The organism is Methylomonas sp. PHL2-19, assembly GCF_059331595.1.
The window spans coordinates 1561822-1579048 of record NZ_CP196839.1 but is presented as its reverse complement, the minus strand read 5'-3'; the positions used below and the strand labels follow the sequence as shown (position 1 = coordinate 1579048).

The 17227-nt window shown below is 56.0% G+C and carries 13 protein-coding genes; 9 read left to right on the top strand and 4 right to left on the bottom strand.

What is annotated here, in order from left to right; translation table 11 throughout:
* The first annotated feature begins 18 nt into the window (after positions 1-18).
* The 3 genes from ACR02O_RS07575 (at position 19) to ACR02O_RS07565 (ending at position 2673) form a co-directional block, all read left to right on the top strand.
* On the top strand, positions 19-1191 hold the full coding sequence (locus ACR02O_RS07575; protein WP_494523109.1) for a phosphoglycerate kinase: 1173 nt from the start codon (positions 19-21) through the stop codon (positions 1189-1191).
* Between the two features lie 285 nt (positions 1192-1476).
* Positions 1477-1836, top strand: a complete 360-nt coding sequence (locus ACR02O_RS07570; protein ID WP_171694377.1) for a hypothetical protein — start codon at positions 1477-1479, stop codon at positions 1834-1836.
* A 309-nt stretch (positions 1837-2145) separates the two neighbouring features.
* A complete protein-coding gene (locus tag ACR02O_RS07565; protein ID WP_171694376.1) occupies positions 2146-2673 on the top strand; it encodes an REP-associated tyrosine transposase in 528 nt (175 codons plus the stop codon).
* Positions 2674-2834: 161 nt separating this feature from the next.
* Here the strand turns inward: ACR02O_RS07565 and ACR02O_RS07560 are convergent, their stop codons facing one another.
* From ACR02O_RS07560 to ACR02O_RS07545, 4 genes are read right to left on the bottom strand one after another with little or no spacing between them, the layout of a single operon-like run.
* Positions 2835-5936, bottom strand: a complete 3102-nt coding sequence (locus ACR02O_RS07560) for an efflux RND transporter permease subunit (protein ID WP_458136794.1) — start codon at positions 5934-5936, stop codon at positions 2835-2837.
* Positions 5933-7045: an efflux RND transporter periplasmic adaptor subunit gene (locus ACR02O_RS07555; protein ID WP_494523108.1), complete on the bottom strand. Its 1113-nt coding sequence runs from the start codon at positions 7043-7045 to the stop codon at positions 5933-5935. The genes ACR02O_RS07560 and ACR02O_RS07555 overlap by 4 nt, the downstream gene beginning before the upstream one ends.
* A complete protein-coding gene (locus ACR02O_RS07550; protein ID WP_494523107.1) occupies positions 7042-8604 on the bottom strand; it encodes an efflux transporter outer membrane subunit in 1563 nt (520 codons plus the stop codon). The genes ACR02O_RS07555 and ACR02O_RS07550 overlap by 4 nt, the downstream gene beginning before the upstream one ends.
* Positions 8594-9262, bottom strand: coding sequence for a CerR family C-terminal domain-containing protein (locus tag ACR02O_RS07545; protein ID WP_033158404.1), 669 nt, complete (start codon positions 9260-9262; stop codon positions 8594-8596). Before ACR02O_RS07545 ends, ACR02O_RS07550 begins: the two co-directional genes overlap by 11 nt.
* A gap of 344 nt (positions 9263-9606) precedes the next feature.
* Here ACR02O_RS07545 and ACR02O_RS07540 point away from each other — a divergent pair, with 344 nt between their 5' ends.
* The 6 genes from ACR02O_RS07540 (at position 9607) to ACR02O_RS07515 (ending at position 17223) form a co-directional block, all read left to right on the top strand.
* Positions 9607-10122 (top strand): RNA polymerase sigma factor, encoded by a 516-nt coding sequence (locus ACR02O_RS07540; protein WP_171694371.1) that lies wholly within the window; start codon positions 9607-9609, stop codon positions 10120-10122.
* Between the two features lie 12 nt (positions 10123-10134).
* The gene (locus tag ACR02O_RS07535) at positions 10135-11091 is read left to right on the top strand and encodes a FecR family protein (protein WP_494523106.1); all 957 of its coding nucleotides are present in this window, start codon (positions 10135-10137) and stop codon (positions 11089-11091) included.
* Positions 11092-11217: 126 nt separating this feature from the next.
* Positions 11218-13563, top strand: coding sequence for a TonB-dependent receptor (locus ACR02O_RS07530; RefSeq protein ID WP_494523105.1), 2346 nt, complete (start codon positions 11218-11220; stop codon positions 13561-13563).
* A 12-nt stretch (positions 13564-13575) separates the two neighbouring features.
* A complete protein-coding gene (locus ACR02O_RS07525) occupies positions 13576-14772 on the top strand; it encodes a PepSY-associated TM helix domain-containing protein (RefSeq protein ID WP_494523104.1) in 1197 nt (398 codons plus the stop codon).
* Between the two features lie 171 nt (positions 14773-14943).
* Complete coding sequence (locus ACR02O_RS07520; RefSeq protein WP_494523103.1) at positions 14944-15846, top strand: cation diffusion facilitator family transporter; 903 nt, start codon at positions 14944-14946, stop codon at positions 15844-15846.
* 99 nt (positions 15847-15945) lie between these two features.
* The gene (locus tag ACR02O_RS07515; RefSeq protein ID WP_494523102.1) at positions 15946-17223 is read left to right on the top strand and encodes a D-alanyl-D-alanine carboxypeptidase family protein; all 1278 of its coding nucleotides are present in this window, start codon (positions 15946-15948) and stop codon (positions 17221-17223) included.
* The last annotated feature ends 4 nt before the right edge of the window (positions 17224-17227 follow it).

The following is a 17227-nucleotide window of genomic DNA, read 5'->3' as shown; positions in this document are numbered from 1 at the left end:
TCAACCAAAGGAGAACTTATGTCTATCAAACGAATGGTCGATCTGGATTTGGCCGGCAAGCGCGTACTAATCCGCCAAGATTTGAATGTGCCGGTTAAAGACGGCAAAGTCACCAGCGACTTGCGTATCCAGGCCAGCGTCCCGACCGTGGAAGCCGCATTGGCCGGCGGCGCGGCAGTGATTTTGATGTCGCACTTGGGCCGTCCCACCGAAGGCGAGTACGACGAAGCATCAAGCCTTAAACCCGTCGCCGAGCGTTTTTCAAAATTGCTGGGTCAACCGGTACGTTTGGTGAAAGATTGGCTGGAAGGCGTGGAAGTTAGACGCGGCGAAGTAGTGCTTTGCGAGAACGTGCGTTTCAATAAGGGCGAAAAGAAAAACAGCGCCGAACTGGGCCAAAAAATGGCCGCGCTGTGCGACATATTCGTGATGGACGCCTTTGGTACCGCGCACCGCGCCGAAGCCTCGACTCATGCGGTAGCCGAACACGCCGCCGTCGCTTGCGCCGGTCCGCTGTTGGCCGCCGAACTGGATGCACTCGGCAAAGCCCTGGAAACTCCTGCCCGTCCCTTGGTAGCTATCGTCGGTGGTTCCAAAGTATCTACCAAATTGACCGTGCTGGAATCCTTGTCGTCAAAAGTCGATCAATTGATCGTCGGCGGCGGTATCGCCAACACCTTTATCGCCGCTGCCGGTTACTCCGTTGGTAAATCCCTGTACGAAGCAGATTTAATCCCGGAAGCCAAACGCTTGATCGCGTCGGCAAAAGAACGCGGCGCGGATATTCCGGTACCGGTTGATGTGGTCTGCGCGAAAGAATTTTCCGAAAGCGCTGCGGCTACCGTGAAAAACGTCGCCGACGTGGAAGCTGACGACTTGATCCTGGACATCGGGCCAGAAACCAGCAAGCAATACGCCGAGATTCTGAAAACCGCCGGCACCATCGTCTGGAACGGCCCGGTTGGCGTATTCGAAATCGACCAATTCGGCGAAGGCACCAAATCGCTGTCGATGGCAATTGCCGAAAGCCCTGCGTTCTCAATCGCGGGCGGCGGCGACACATTAGCGGCGATAGACAAATACGGCATCGCCGACAAAGTGTCTTACACCTCAACCGGCGGCGGCGCGTTCCTGGAGTTCCTGGAAGGTAAAGAATTGCCGGCGGTCGCTATTCTGCAGACTCGCGCTTAACGCGTTAGCTTTGCAGGTTTAATCGACCCTGCCAGTCTCTTATTATCTGAAATTGGGTACCAGTTGATCCGCATGAAAAATTGTTGATCGACTGGTTGCAACCCGTTGCCTTCTATCACCCACAGTGATTCCATGGCTGTAATTCGATCTTTACCAGACAAAATCTTTTCGTCATCGATGATATACAGAAGGGACAATTATATGCATATCAATAAATTACTTCTTCAAAGAGTATTTTTGGTAAATAGACGAAAACCATCTCATAACTAACCATGTGATGAACGAATGAAACTCCTAGCGGAACCGTCTCGATTCATCCCGTTCCTAGGCATTATTGCGCTGATAGCAGTCGGAATACATACTTCATTTGAATGTACTTCTCGAGATCCAGCTGGCTCAGCTATAAAATGGATGATTGTCTATGTGTCGCCACTGTTGCTCGTTGCCCTCGCGGTCGCTGTAGGAAAAATAAAATCAGCTGCTTTATTTTCTGCCTACTTTGCGATTTCAGTAGGTGGTTATATTGAGTACGGCTATTATTTGTCAGGCGGCCCCAGCCAAATATTGATCTTGGTAATTAGTCTTGTCGCATACTGGATAAGTGGATTTATAGCACTGTTTTCTTTCGATGAATCCAAGCCATGAATTTTGTTGGCTTAGGCTTTCCACATAACTGGACGCTTAAGGGGACGCTGCTCGCCCCATAGCTCCAAGCCGACGCCCTCGATTCCGCTATCGCTGCATCGAGGCTCCGAACGCCAACACCCTTCAATTGCCGGCATGAGCTTGATGGCCGGCAGGATAGCAAGTAGCCTCGATGAAATCGAGGTTTCGAAGACCAACCCCCTTCAATTGCCGATTTGGGTTTGGTAGTCTGTAAGCCGACGTCCTCGATTCCGCTGACGCTGCATCGAGGCTACAATGGCCGGACTTCAATCGACGTAAGGAATGGCGATGGTGGCGTATCGGCGTAATTTCGTGGCGGGTGGCACCTACTTTTTTACGGTGACTTTGCGTGATCGTCGGGCACGTTTCCTGGTCGAACATATCGGCGATTTACGCCGGGCGTTTGCGCAAACCCGCGCCCGAAAACCCTTCGTGATTGAGGCTATGGTGGTATTGCCCGATCATTTGCATGCCATATGGCGTTTGCCGGAACACGATACCGATTATCCCGGACGCTGGAAGTCAATCAAGTCGCTGTTCACTCAAGCGCTGAACAGCCATGGTATCGATGTCGGCAAACGGCATGACGGCAGCGCATCCATCTGGCAACGCCGTTATTGGGAACATACCATTCGCGACGAACAGGATGGGTTGCATCACATCGATTACATTCACTTCAACCCGGTGAAGCACGGTTGGGCGCACCGCGTGCAAGATTGGCCGTTTTCATCGTTTCACCGTTATGTCCATCGCGGTTGGCTCCCTCTGAACTGGGCTGGCGAGAATGTTGCCGATCAGAGTTTCGGCGAACCGTAGCCTCGATGAAATCAATGCTCCGAACGCCAACACCCTTCAATTGCCGGCATAAGCTTGATGGCCGGCAGGATAGTTCGAACATCGCCTGACGCCCTACCCTAGCCCGACCGCTTCTGTTTCATCTTTCCGAATGCGCTATGGATGATGCCGTGTTTCGAAAATCACGATTCGACAGCAACAGCTTTGGGCGCCGTAAAGCGTTTCCAAACTGCCATGCCCAGATTTTTGAAATCGTCCAGATAGGTGTAAGCCACCGGAATCACCAATAAACTCAGCAAGGTGGACGTCACCAAACCGCCGATTACGGCGACGGCCATCGGGCTGCGAAAGGAGGAATCGGCGTTGCCCATGCCTATCGCAATCGGCAACATACCGGCACCCATCGCAATCGTGGTCATCACAATCGGCCGGGCTCGTTTATGGCAAGCATCCAATAGCGCATCTACCCGGCTCAAGCCCTGTTCGCGGCGAGCAATGATGGCGTAATCAACCAACAGGATGGAGTTTTTGGTGGCTATCCCCATCAGCATTACCAAACCAATTAAAGACGGCATCGAAAAGGCCTTGCCGGTCAACAGCAGCGCCACAAAGCCGCCGCCGAAGGACAACGGCAACGCCGCCAAAATGGTGATGGGTTGCAGGAAGTCTTTAAACAGCAACACCAGCACGATGAAGATGCACAACACGCCGGTCAGCATCGCCAAGCCAAAACTGGCGAACAGCTCCCCCATCATTTCCGCATCACCGATGTTGATGCGCTTCACGCCGGCCGGCAGGTTTTTAATGCTATCCAGATTTTCCACCGCAGCGGCAACGTCACCCAGCGGCTGGCCGGACAATTCGATTTCGAAATTGATATTCCGCGACCTGTCGTATCGATCAATCACCGCTGGACCGCTGGACAGTTCCAGTTTCGCCACCTGGCCGACCATCACAGCGCCGATGCCGGGCTTGGCGGACGGCACGGCCAAGCGTTCCAATACGCTCAAATCTTGCCGGCCTTCATCGGCGAGTTTGACGACCATCGGCACCTGGCGTTGCGCCAGATTGAGCTTGGATAAAGACCAATCGTAATCGCCCAAAGTGGCGATGCGCAGGGTTTCCGCTAGTGCCGTGGTGGTCACGCCCAGATCGGCGGCGCGGGCGAAGTCCGGCCTTACCGCAATTTCCGGCCGCACCAGCGCGGCGCTGGAGGCGATGCTGCCCAGGCCGGGAATGGTTCTGAGGTCGCGTTCCAGATTGCGGGCGGCGGCGCTCAAAGCCTGTGGATCGTCGCCGCTCAATACCAACACGTATTTTTCGCCGGAAGCGCCCAATCCCACTTTGGTGCGCACGCCGGGTAGTTTTTGCAGGGCCAGGCGGATATTTTGTTCAATGGCCTGTTTACGCACCGGCCGGTCCTGGCGATTGGCCAGGGTAATCGTCAGCGTAGCTTTGCGGACCTCGCCGGCGCCCTGGTTGCCGGCCATCGGATCGCTACCCGCCGAACCGCTGCCGATGGTGGTGTAAATCGTTTTTACATAGTCGATGTTGGCAATCAATTTTCTAGCCGCTTCGGCGGAAGCGCGCGTTTGCGCCAGACTCGAACCGGGCGGCAACTCTACGAATACCTGGGTTTGCGGATTATCGTCCGCCGGGATAAAGCCGGTCGGCAATAACGGAATCAAAAACAGCGAGCCGATAAAAAACGCCGCCGCGCCGCCCATCGTAGCCAGCCGATGATGCAGACACCAGCCCGCCAACTTCATATAAGTGCGCATCACCGCACCTTCCTTGGGCTCAGAATGGTCGAGGTCTTTCAGCATATACGCCGCCATCATCGGCGTCAGCATCCTGGCGACCACCAAGGACGCCATTATCGCCAGCGCCGCCGTCCAGCCGAATTGCTTGAAAAACCGCCCAGCCACACCGCTCATGAAGGCGGTCGGCAGAAATACCGCGACCAGCGCAAACGTGGTCGCCACTACAGCCAAGCCGATTTCGTCAGCGGCCTGCATCGCGGCTTGATACGGCGTTTTACCCATCCGCAGGTGGCGGACGATGTTTTCCACTTCGACGATGGCGTCGTCCACCAGAATACCGATCACCAAGGACAAGGCCAACAGCGTGATCACGTTGAGCGAAAAGCCCAAATAATCCATGCCCAGGAAGGCCGGAATCACCGACAGCGGCAACGCCACGGCCGAAATAAAAGTGGCCCGCCAATCGCGCAAGAACAGCCAGACCACCAAAACCGCCAGCAACGCGCCTTCGTAAAGCATGGTCATCGAGCCTTGAAATTCTTCCTCGACCGGCGTGACAAAGTTAAACGCTTCGGTGAATTCGATATCCGGATTGGCGACACGCAATTCTGCCAGCGCTTTTTGTACGCCAGCACCGACCTCCACTTCACTGGCACCCCGGCTACGGGTCACTTCAAAGCCCACTACCGGTTTGCCGTTCAGCAGCGCCAACGCGCGCGGTTCCGCTACCGAGTCGTCTACCTTGGCGACTTGATCGAGCCGAATATGGCGGCCATCGGCCAGTGAAAGCTGCAAGGGCCGTATTTCCTCGACCGAGGCCACGTTGGCCAAGGTCCGCACCGGTTGCTCGCCGCTACCCAAATCGATCCGGCCGCCGGCGCTCTCACGCTGGATTTGCCGCAATTGCCGGGAAATGTCCGACGCCGTGGCGCCCAAGGCTTGCAGCTTGACCGGGTCCAACGCTATCGTCACCTCCCGGCTGACGCCGCCCACCCGATTGACCGCACCCACGCCGCGTACCGCCAACAGGCGTTTGGCTACCGTATCTTCCACAAACCAGGACAGCGCTTCTTCATCGCGCTGCGCGGAGCTGACGGTTAAGGCCAAAATCGGCGAACCGGCCAAATCCAGCTTGGTGACAACCGGATCGCGCAGGTCACCCGGCAAATCGGCACGGACTTTGGACACCGCGGAACGCACATCGTCCAAGGCTTCCTGCACCGGTTTTTCCAGACGAAATTCGGCGGTAATCGTGGCGCTGCCATCTTGGACTTTGGAAGTGATATGTTTCAAACCCTGCAAGGTGGCGATGGCGTTTTCGATTTTCCGTGCCACCTCGGTTTCCAGTTGCGACGGCGAAGCACCGGGCAGCGAGGTCGAGACCGTGATGGTGGGCAAATCCAGATCAGGGAAGTTCTGGATTTTCATCGATTTAAAGCTGAGCAAACCGGCGAAACTGAGCAGCACGAACAACATCATCGCCGGAATGGGGTTACGGATACACCAGGCTGAGACGTTCATTGTGTCACCACCCGCACGCTATCGCCGTCGGCCAAAAACGAGGCACCGCCAGCCACCAACCGATCTTCGGCGGCCACGCCGGCTAAAATTTCCACCTGGTCGCCGTTTCTGCGGCCCAATTGCACTTTGACCTGCTTGACGCGCGCCCGGTCTTCGGTTTGTTCGGTCAACAAGAATACATAACTAAAGCCCTCCCGCAGCGACAGCGCCTCTTGCGGCACCGTTAGCGCCGTGGAACTGCCCAATTCAAATTCGCCGCGGGCGAACATACCGGCACGCAAACCGGTCTGCGCGGCATGAGGTAAGTCAACATAAACCAGGCCATTGCGGTTTTGCACATCCAGGGTAGGCGCCAGGAAACGCACTTCACCGTCGATACTGCCAACATTCGGGACCTCTACCCTCACCTTATCGCCCGGTTTCAGTTGCGTCATTTCGGCGGCGGTAAGCTCGCCGCGCCATTCCAGGCGGTTTTGCCGAATCAAGCGAAACAATTCCTGACCTTTCGTGGCGACCGCGCCCAAGGTGGCGCTGCGCGCGGAAATCACGCCGTCGTCGCTGGCCAATACCTTGGTGTATTTCAGGCGTAACAATTGTGCATCCAACTGCGCCTTGGCGGATTGCAGTTTGGCCTCCGCGGTTTTCGCGCCGGTCAGATACTGATCCACTTGTTGCGCGCTCAAAGCGCCGGATACCGAGACCTTGCGCGCCCGATCGGCGTTAAGCCGCGCTTCGGCCAGATTGGCTTCGGCTTCCGCCACGACGCCGCGGGCTTGCGCGACATCGGCCAATACGCTTTCGTCCGAAAAGGTGGCCAACACCTGGCCTTTTTTAACGGCTTCGCCGATTTGCACGTTAACCGCGCTCAGGCGCAAATCGCCGATTTCGGCGCCGATCACGGCTTCCTGCCAAGCCGCAATCGAACCGTTAGCCGTGAGGCTGAGCGGAATATCATGCGTCTGCGGACGGATCGCGGACACGCTGAGCGCCGGATTGGCAGCCGGTGCTTCGGTAGATGGCGTGGGCTGGCTGACGCGGCCGATCGCTACGCCAATGCCGATTAATAGTAGTAAGGCAGCGAATAGCGCGCCTATTTTTCCCTTGGTCATGAGTTTCCTCCGTTGAAGATGTCGTTTTGATTCGGATATAAATGCGTGTTGCCGATGGCTCTAAGTTTGGCTGGGCCTGCTGTCGCCGTGTCTGGATTCGGCGACTCGCCAGCATCGGTCCAGCCGCCGCCCGCCGCGCGATACAGCGCGATCCAGGCGCCGACCTGTTCCTGCTCCAGTTCTTCTAGCGCCAGTTCAGAGGCCAGCACGTTGCGGCGGGCAGTTTCCACATCCAGCAAATTACCCAGTCCGCTTTGGTAGAGCGTTTGCAGCGCCTGAAAGTTTGCCCGGTAACCGCTGACCGCCTCGCGGCCTTGCGGCAAGCGTTGGCGGCTGCTGTCCAGACGCACCAGGGCGTCTTCGACTTCCTTGACCGCCGTGCGCACCTTGGCGCGGAAACGGCTTTCCGCTGCTTGGTATTGCACCTTGGCGACTTCCACGTCGGCCGCGCGCTTGCCGGCGTCGAACAGTGGCAAGCTCAGCGTCGGCCCTATCGCCCAAGTCTGCGCCAGCATCAACGCCGCGCCGTTGATGTTTTGCAGGGTCGGAGTGATGTTGCCGGACAGGCTCAGTTTCGGAAATTGTTTGGCCCGTTGCACACCGATATTGGCGCTGGCCTCGGCGAGGTCGCGTTCGGCGGCCGCCACGTCGGGCCGTTGCAATAACACCTTGGCCGGTAAGGACGCGATTTCGAACGCCGGTGGGTTGGGCAGTTTCGCCGCCTGATCGGCCGAGCCGTTCAGTAACGACCGCAAGTCGGCTTCCGCGAGGCCGGTCATCGCCACCAGGCTTTTGATGGAACGTTCGCACTGGGCTTGTTGTTGCAGCAAGGTTCTGCTGCCTTCGGCGGCACTGGCGGTAGCCAAGGCTACATCGCCCGGTGAGCGGAACCCGCTCTGGCCGGCAGCCGCCGCTACCCGCGCCGATTCGCGGCGCGAATCGCTGTCGGTACGCAATAGTTGCACTTGCGCTTCGCAATAGCGGTAAGACAGGTAGGCATCGGCCACTTCCACCGCCACCGCGACTCTGGCGTCGTGCCAGGAGGCGTTGCGCGATTCCAGTTGGCTTTGGGCCGCTTCCTGCTGCCGGGCCAAACCGCCAAACAAGTCTATTTCCCAACTGGATTGCAATCCGGCCGAGAATTGGTTCCAGATGAACGGCGTGCCGCCAAACGAAGACGAGGAGCGTTTGGAAACAAGCTCGGAATCCAGTTTCGGCAGGATGGCCGCATCGGCGCCCACGAGATTTGCCCTAGCTTCTTCGATGCGCGCTCGGGCGTCGGCGACCGTGGCGCTCACCTGTTCGGCTGCGCTTAACAGGCGAATCAGAGCCGAGTCCTGAAAACGCTCCCACCAGCGCATCAGCTCGGCGGGGTCGCCTTGATGCGCCTGCTGCCGTTTGGCCGCGTCCGCTTGCGGCGCTTGCCAGCTCGCAGGCGCCGGCAATGGTTCTGTTTGATAATCAGGGCCGACGGTCGTCAATAAACCGCCAGACCCGCAAGCCGAAAGCAGCAAGGGGATCAGACTCAAGCCCAGCGGCCGCGAGATATTATTGTTCATGGTCGCCATCCCGAGCCCGGCGCGCGGCTTCGCCTTCGATCATGGCCAGTGCGTAGCCGGCCAGACGTTCCGCTAGTACGTCGATGTTTTGTGGAGAATTTAAAATTTGCGGGGAAATCATCGAGATGACGTCTTGTCCCACATAGAAATGCACCGCCATGCCTATCATCGCGAAAACCAGCCGATGCAAGTCGTCGTCGATGCCGCTCAATCCCAAATGTTCCTTGAGCAGCAACACCAGGGATTCATGCTGCGGTTTGATTTCCGCATCGATTTCCTGCTGCCAGGCGCCCGTCGGCTCGATCATCTCCCGGAAGTGCAGCTTCATCACAAGCCCAAAGTCCTCGCCTTCTTTCAGCGGCTCCAGGAATTCGCTGAAAAACCGGGTCAACACTTCGGGCAACGGTAAGTCGGCATAGGCCGCGACATCGGAGCCGCAACGTGCGTCGCCCATCGGTTCGAAGAATGCGGCGCGATATAGACCGGCCTTATCGCCGAAATAGTAGCGAATGGCCGAAATATTGGCGCCAGCCGCCTCGCAGATTTCCCGCGTGGAAGCGGCCTTGTAGCCTTTTTCGGCAAACAGCCGCAATGCCGCCATGACCAGCCGGCTGCGTGCGTCGTGAGTTTCGGTTTCGGAGTTTTCAGGTGCGACCATGCTGCCTCGGCGGAAGTGCTTGTTAAAAAAAATCAATCGATTGATTTAAACAATATCAATCAATCGATTGATTGTCAATTTTTGGATTGTGTTTAAAGGACAACTTTTCCTCGATTCCTGCCGAAGAATGACTTCCATTGCAGCTGATTTGCACAAAAAAATCAGGTCATATGCCACAGGTAATTACGTTAAATGACATAGTTTTAAACGTAAGCCTCCCCCTACACCTCCCCTCAACAACCTTACAGCCGAGCACTATTGGAATTGGACGGCTTTATGCGTTTATTGGCACACAGCTTGCGGCAGTTTCCGTCTTTCGTTCACAAAAATCCGGAGCTTGTCACTTGTCCGTCATCGCCATAAAGCACGATCAGATAGCCGAATTATTTCTGACTCATAAAGAAGCCATCGTCGATTTTTTGCTGCGCAAGGTAAAGTGCCCCGATGCCGCACAAGATCTGAGTCAGGAAACTTATTTGCGTTTGCTGGGCAAGGACAGTCTGACACACACCGACAATCTGCCCGGTTATCTGTTTCGTACCGCCGAACGCCTGTCGATAGACTTTATTCGCCACCATCAGCGCAGCGGTGCAAAAACCCAAGAATTGGACGACGAGCTGACTTGCCCGCTGATGCAACCGGAAGACTTTGCCATTCTTAGCCAACAATGCGAACGCCTGTTGCAGGCTATCGCCAGCCTGCCGCGGCAATGCCGGCATATTTTGCTGCTGCGCAAGATCGACGAACTCACTTATGCCCAAATCGCCGGAAAACTGGGTATTTCCGAGAAAACGGTGCAACGCCAGTTGGTCAAGGCCATGTTGCACTGCCATCACATGCTAATCGGCACGCAGCACTAAACCGGCCAATCGATGACGGCGCCCAAGCTTTCGCAATCGCAAAAAATTCTTCAGCAAGCTGCGACCTGGTTCGTGGAGTTACAGTCTGAATCCTGTGATGAGCAGCGGCGTCAAGCATTCGCGCAATGGCTTCTGCAAAATCCAGCGCATCAGACCGCTTACGACGACATCGCCAACCTTTGGGGCAACCTGGACGAGCTAAAAACCACTGAGGTCGCCGGCTTGAATACCGCGCGCTCCGCAAGGCCCCGCGTCTGGCGAAACGGCAAAATGTTAACCGTTAGCCTGCTGCTTGCCACCGTGTTGACCGGCGCATGGCTGGACTTCAAGGCGCCCAGCACAGTTTACCAAACAGGCATAGGCGAACGGCAAACCGTGCAACTGGCCGACGGCTCCCAACTGCAATTGAATACCGATACACAACTGCGCGTACGTCTGTCCTGGTGGCGCCGCGAGATCGAGTTGCAGCAAGGCGAAGCCATGTTCAACGTCGCCCATCAGGCCTGGCACCCGTTTACCGTACATACCGGCAATCTACAAATTAAAGACATCGGCACCGTGTTTAACGTGCGGCATGATAATCACGGCACCGCCGTATCGGTCTTGGAAGGCGAAGTTGCCCTACATGCCGGCCGTAGCTGGTTTGGCGAAAATTTACCCGCCGGCTTCAGCCGCAAAATAGATGCAGGCGGCCACTGGCAAAAACCCGAAAAAACCAATACCAAGCAAGTGGCGGCATGGCTCAACGGCCAACTGTTGTTCGACCACACGCCGCTGACGGAAGTCGTCGCGGAATTGGAGCGTTATCACGCCGTGCGTTTTGCGTTTGCCGATCCTGCCTTGGCCAAGCAAACCCTGAGCGGCAGTTTCAATAGCGCCGATCTCAAGCCGTTTCTGCAGGCCCTGGAAAAAATCCTGCCTGTCCGCGTGCAGCGCCAAAAACAAACCGTCGTGCTTTACAGCCGCTAACAAACAGGTGTTCGTGTTTGGGTTAAAAAAATATTCCCCAAACCTGTCCAGTTTGACCTGTCTGCTTCGTTAATGGGGTATGGCGAGTCAAAAAATATTGCCACCCACGACTAACAGGAGACGATCATGGATTGCAAACTTAACACCACACCCGCGAAAAAACCGCGCCGACAGGCGCCCCTGCTGGCGTTGGCCCTAGCCGCTTCAATCGACGCAAGTGCGGCAGGCAGCACCAGCGCAAGCATAGACCTTCCCGCGCAGCCGCTGGCAGCGACGCTGGAGAACTTGGCAAAGTCCACCAATACCAAATTGATCTATGCCGACTCGATGGTGCAAGGCTTGCAAGCCCAGCCGCTGAAGGGCCAATACACCGTACAACAGGCGCTAGAAAAAGTGTTAAGTCAGAATGGCTTACAGTACGAGCAAGTAGGCGAAGGCGTCATTGCGGTTAAAAAAGTCCCCGCGCCAAAACCACAAGCCGTTAAGGACGATTCGACTTTCGAGCTGGGTGCGGTCACAGTGAGTGATCAAACCGAGAGCATGAAATTAACCAGCAAGGACATTGCTACTTCGGTGGACATCATGTACGCCGATAAAATCGCCGACCAAAACGTATTAACGGCCTACGATTTGTTCCACCGCATGCCTGGCGTTCAAGTGACCCAATTCGGCCAAGGCATCACCACCGGCAAAATGTCGTTTCGCGGTTTCAATGGCGAAGGCCGGGTTAACGCGGTCAAATTATTGATCGACGGCGTGCCTAGCAACACCAACAGCGGCGACACCTATTTTATCGACTCGCTGTTTCCGCTGGACATCGAGTCCATCGAAGTGGTGCGCGGCACCAACGACGCCCGCTACGGCCTGCACTCCTTCGCCGGCAACATCAGCATGAACACCACCACCGGCGGCAACTACGCTAAGGCCCGGGCCAGTTTTGGCAGTTTCAATACCCACGACATCCAATCCGGTCTGGGCTATGAAAAAGACGGTTTCTCGCAGAACTATCAAATTTCCTACCGCGCCAGCGACGGCTACCGCGACCATAGCGACACCGACAAAAACAGCTTTTCCGGGAAATGGTTCTATACGCCTGACAACCAAAAATACAAAATAGGTTTGATCGCCCGCTGGAGCGAAGCCGGCGCCCAAGAACCCGGCTATATGACTTACCAGGAACAGTTACTCAATCAAACCCAAACCTTCACCCGAAATGCCACTGACGGTGGCAAACGCACGGTTGGCCAGGTCAGCACCCACTTGGACGTCAACCTCAGCCCGACCTTATTCTGGTCGTCCAAGGTCTACGGCACATTGTTCGACGACCAGCGTTATGTCACCTATGGCCCTGGCGCAGCACAGCAAGAACGCGACCGCGACGAAATTCAGTACGGCGCGATGACCTCGCTGACCTACCATCCGGTGGTTAGTTGGTTGGACGACTTTTCCCTGGAAACCGGCTTCGACTTCCAGCAACAGGAAAACAAATATCTGCGTTATCTAACCGATAGCAGGGTTCGCCGTAGCAGCGGTTTGCGTAACGACGAGAAGTGGGACTTCCTGAACTACGGCGGCTACATCCAGGCGATCATCAAGCCTTTCAAATGGTTGAAACTGACACCGGGTTACCGCGCCGACATCGTCGACGGCAGCTTCTTCAGCTATCGCCCCGACTCAGCGTTCGGCTCCTACCCCCTTAACGACTACGGCACGATTTCGCAACCCAAAATAGGCGCGGTGATTACGCCGATCGAAGGCTACAGCCTTTACGGCAACTGGGGCCGCACCTTCCAGGTCGGCCTGGGCCAAGCCACCTTCATCGGCCGCAACCAAGCGAATATCGGCCCCTCGTTGAACGATGGCTGGGAAGTGGGCGTCAAGCTGAAACCGGTCGACTGGGCCGAGGGCCGGGTCGCCTATTGGTCGCAAAAAGCCAGCAACGAAATTAGCCGCGATCTGGCCAGCGTGGAGTCGAGCCAAATAGGCCCCACACTGCGCCAAGGCGTGGACATTGAAGTCAAAGTTTATCCCACCGATAAAGTCGGGGTTTGGGCTGCCTACTCCTTGCAGGAGGCTAAAGTCACCAATCCGCCGGCGGTTTCGGCTGGCACGATGGAATACGTCGCCGGCAATCAGGTGGTCAATACCCCGAATTATTTGTTTTCGGCCGGTATCGACTACCAAATCCTGCCGCAACTGCGCTCTTCGCTGTGGACCAGCGGCCAAGGCGACTACTTTGTCGATCAAGCCAATCAGCGCGGCCAATACGGTGAGTACGCCCTGCTCAACCTCGATTTGGGCTATCAGGTGACCAAGGAAGTGGAATTGCAATTTCAAGCTAAAAACCTGACCGACGTTCGCCGGGAATATGTTTGGTATTCCGAATCATTCGGTGCCACCGCCCAACCGTTCTTCTCGCCCGGCGACGGCATTGCCTTCTACGGCGCCGTCAACGTCAAGTTCGACTACTAAGCTCGTATCGCCATGAAATCGACGGCCAACAAGAAACAGGCTAGACGCCAATTCTGGCTGGCCGTACATTTATACCTCGGGCTGTCGTTGGGCTTGATCATCGCCCTGGTCGGCCTGACCGGCAGCCTTTTGGTGTTTTATATCGATCTGGACGAGTGGCTGAATCCACAGTTGATCATTTCCGAATCCAGCGCCCAGCGGCAAAGCTACGAGGATATTTTTCAAGCCCTACGTCGCGCGGAGCCTACGCGGCAACGCGGCTGGCGGCTGGAAATTCCCGACGATCCGCGGCGCGCCATCACCGCCCGCTACTATAAACCGCAAGAAACCGAGCATCACGGCTTTGCGCCGCTGATGCTGTCGGTCGATCCTTATACCGGTACGGTCCTCGCCAATCGTTTCTGGGGCGAATTTGCGATGACCTGGCTTTACGATTTGCATTACAAGCTGCTACTGGATAATCCCGGCAAAATTTTGATGGCCATCGTCGGCGGCTTGTTGCTGATGTCCTTGATCAGCGGCGTCTATCTGTGGTGGCCGCCGTTGCACAAATTAAAGAGCGCCTTGAGCCTAAAACGCCATGCCAGCCGCGAACGCCTAAATTACGATTTACATAAACTGGCGGGCGTCTACAGCCTGATTGTGATGCTGGTATTGGCGGTCACCGGGATTGCTTTGGAGATCCCGCAATACGTCAATCCGATACTGGGTTATTTCTCGCCTTTGCAGGCATCGCCCGCGCCAAAATCCGCCATCACCGAAAACAACCCAGCGCGCATCAGCCTGGATCAAGCCGTCGCGGTCGGCCAAGCCCGGTTTCCGCAGGCGCGCCTGTGTTGGATAGAGACACCGCACGACGCCAACGGCAGCTATCGCATCAATTTACGCCAGGCTGGCGAGCCCAGTCAGCGCTTTCCCAAAACCAACGTCTGGGTCGATCAATATTCCGGCCAGGTGTTGGCGGTCAGCAACCCCGAAGAACTGGGCGGCTCGGACACAATCATCAACTGGCTGCATCCGCTACATACCGGGGAGGCGTTTGGCTTGACCGGGCAATTGCTGGTGTTGATTGCCGGCTTGCTCTGCCCGCTGCTGTTCATCACCGGCGTGATACGCTGGCTGCAAAAACGCCGCGGCCGGCAACTGCGTCCTCGGCACCAGCAAGCGGCAAAAAACTCGCCCCTACCGCCCGCCTTACAGAATCCATAAGCTCGTTATTGCCTAGTTGACAGCCAATCGCTCAACTTGTCTGTCAACGCCTAAGTATTTGCAGCAAATCCGCTCGACTCATCTAAAATCTGCATAAATACTTGATCTGTTTCGGTGCTGTTTGCCGCAAACAATCGCCGCCTAATTCTTAATTTTTTTGGCCCATAGCTCATGTCTCATAGCAATTCCGCCTCAGCCATCATTTATGCGTTTGCCGCCAACCTGGGTATCGCGTTGATCAAAACCGGCGCTGCAATCTGGACCGGTTCCGGCTCGCTGCTGGCGGAAGCCATTCATTCCTTCGCCGATTGCGGCAATCAGGTCTTGCTGTTTATCGGCATGAAACGCTCGGCGCGGGCGGCAACCCAACACCACCCGATGGGCTATGGCCGGGAAGCGTATATCTGGTCGATGATGGTCGCGATTACGCTATTCTCGGTTGGCGGCTTGTTCTCGATCCACGAAGGTTGGTTGCGTTTTCACGAAGCGCACACCGTGGAAAACGCCGGTATGGCTTTGGCGATACTGGCTATCGCCGTGATTTTGGAAGGCTTTTCGTTGCGCGCGGCCTTGGGGGCCATGGCAAGCGAACGCGGCGAAAGAGGCATGTGGCAATGGTTTAAAGAAACACAATCCAGCGAATTGATGGTGGTCATCGGCGAGGACTTGGCGGCGCTGCTTGGTCTGGTGATCGCGGCGGCGATGCTGGGCTTGACTATGCTTACCGGTAATTCAATGTACGACGCAGTGGGCTCGATGTTAATTGGCGCCTTATTGGTCGTCGTAGCGGTGTTAGTCGGCCGGGAAGTGCATTCTTTGCTGCTCGGTGAGGCCGATGCGGGGATTCGCGATGCCGTTCGCGGCTATCTGGAAAAGCAAGGCTGCGTCAATCGCGTACTGAATATTTGGGCTATTAGCCACGGCAGCCAAGTGATGCTGGCCATTAAAGCCGAATTGCCGGCGGATTTAAGCGTGGGGGAAGCTGTTGAATTAATTAACGGAATGGAAAAAGAGATCAAAACCGACCATCCCCGCATTAATTGGGTCTTTTTCGAAATCGATAATTCTGATTAAATAATATAGTCAAATGTTTAGGCCACATATCTGGAGCAAAGTAATAACTTGAGCACCCTACCCAAAACCCATTTAGCGTTACTTTCTCTAGCTTGCCTAATGCTGCAAAGCGCTCCTGCGGCCGCCAGATATGCGGCGATTGTCATCGACGCCGACACCGGCCGCGTGGTTCACGAAACCGAATCCACTCAACGCTGGTATCCCGCGTCGTTGACCAAAGTCATGACTATCTATTTAACCCTGTCGGCATTGGAAAATGGCCGTCTGCGACTGACCGATACCGTGTTTGCATCAAAACACGCCGCCTCGCAACCGCCTTCCAAGCTGGGTTTGCGCACCGGCCAAAGTTTGACGGTGGAACAAGCCATCATGGCGGTCACCACCCGTTCCGCGAACGACGCGGCGGTCGTGCTAGCGGAAAAGCTGGGCGGTACGGAAAGCAATTTTGCGGCGATGATGACCCAGCAAGCGCGTACGCTGGGCATGTACAACAGCTCGTTCGAAAACGCCAGCGGCTTGCCCAACGACGGGCAAATCAGTAGCGCCCGCGACCTGGCCTTGTTATCTGCTGCTTTGATTCGCGATTTTCCGCAACACTATCATTATTTTTCGGCGACGGAATTTAACTACAAAGGCCGGGTAATGCCCAATACCAACCGCATCCTGAAAAGCTATCCGGATGCCGACGGCCTGAAAACCGGTTTTACCTGCGGCTCCGGCTACAACCTGATCGCCTCGGCCAAACGCAACGGCCACCGCTTGATCGGCGTGTTATTGGGCGCGCACAGTAGCGGCGAACGCTTTGAACAAATGGGTAATTTATTGGACATGGGCTTTGCCAATAGCGAAAAAGGCCTGTTCGGCGAGCATATTTCGCAATTGAAGGATTACAGTGCCCTGCCGCCACCGTTTCAATTGTCGTCCAACCGTTGTGCCGGCAGTGCGGAACAAATGGGCGCCGACTCCGGCAGTAGCCGTTATGAGCCGATTCATATCAACGCACCTTACAACAGTCGCCGCGAAAAACTCACGCAATTGGCGCAAGCCAAACCGCAAAGCCGCGGCAATGTTTGGACCGTCAGCATGGGAAGTTTCCCCAGAAAAATCGATGCCGATGTCAATCTACAGCGTGCGCGTAATGCGCTCGGCCCGTTAGCTAAAACCGGGCGGGCCGGCATCGTCAAAACCAAAGTCAAAAACGCCACATCTTGGCGGGCGCAATGGACCGGCTTACAGCAAGACGACAGTCAGGATTTTTGTCGGCGCTTGCGCGCCAAACATATGGATTGCAGCGCCTCGCCGCAACCTCGAACCAGCTTGGCAACAGCATCCAACCCGACGAAGCAGCTACGCCGCGTCAGCCATCGTAAGTCGTAATTGA

Excerpts from the sequence above, each read along its gene's own strand:
- ACR02O_RS07555 (WP_494523108.1), bottom strand. The coding sequence starts at position 7,045 with ATGACCAAGGGAAAAATAGGCGCGCTATTCGCTGCCTTACTACTATTA.
- ACR02O_RS07545 (WP_033158404.1), bottom strand. The coding sequence starts at position 9,262 with ATGGTCGCACCTGAAAACTCCGAAACCGAAACTCACGACGCACGCAGC.
- ACR02O_RS07530 (WP_494523105.1), top strand. The coding sequence starts at position 11,218 with ATGGATTGCAAACTTAACACCACACCCGCGAAAAAACCGCGCCGACAG.
- ACR02O_RS07550 (WP_494523107.1), bottom strand. The coding sequence starts at position 8,604 with ATGAACAATAATATCTCGCGGCCGCTGGGCTTGAGTCTGATCCCCTTG.
- ACR02O_RS07570 (WP_171694377.1), top strand. The coding sequence starts at position 1,477 with ATGAAACTCCTAGCGGAACCGTCTCGATTCATCCCGTTCCTAGGCATT.
- ACR02O_RS07525 (WP_494523104.1), top strand. The coding sequence starts at position 13,576 with ATGAAATCGACGGCCAACAAGAAACAGGCTAGACGCCAATTCTGGCTG.
- ACR02O_RS07515 (WP_494523102.1), top strand. The coding sequence starts at position 15,946 with ATGCTGCAAAGCGCTCCTGCGGCCGCCAGATATGCGGCGATTGTCATC.
- ACR02O_RS07575 (WP_494523109.1), top strand. The coding sequence starts at position 19 with ATGTCTATCAAACGAATGGTCGATCTGGATTTGGCCGGCAAGCGCGTA.
- ACR02O_RS07565 (WP_171694376.1), top strand. The coding sequence starts at position 2,146 with ATGGTGGCGTATCGGCGTAATTTCGTGGCGGGTGGCACCTACTTTTTT.
- ACR02O_RS07520 (WP_494523103.1), top strand. The coding sequence starts at position 14,944 with ATGTCTCATAGCAATTCCGCCTCAGCCATCATTTATGCGTTTGCCGCC.
- ACR02O_RS07560 (WP_458136794.1), bottom strand. The coding sequence starts at position 5,936 with ATGAACGTCTCAGCCTGGTGTATCCGTAACCCCATTCCGGCGATGATG.
- ACR02O_RS07535 (WP_494523106.1), top strand. The coding sequence starts at position 10,135 with ATGACGGCGCCCAAGCTTTCGCAATCGCAAAAAATTCTTCAGCAAGCT.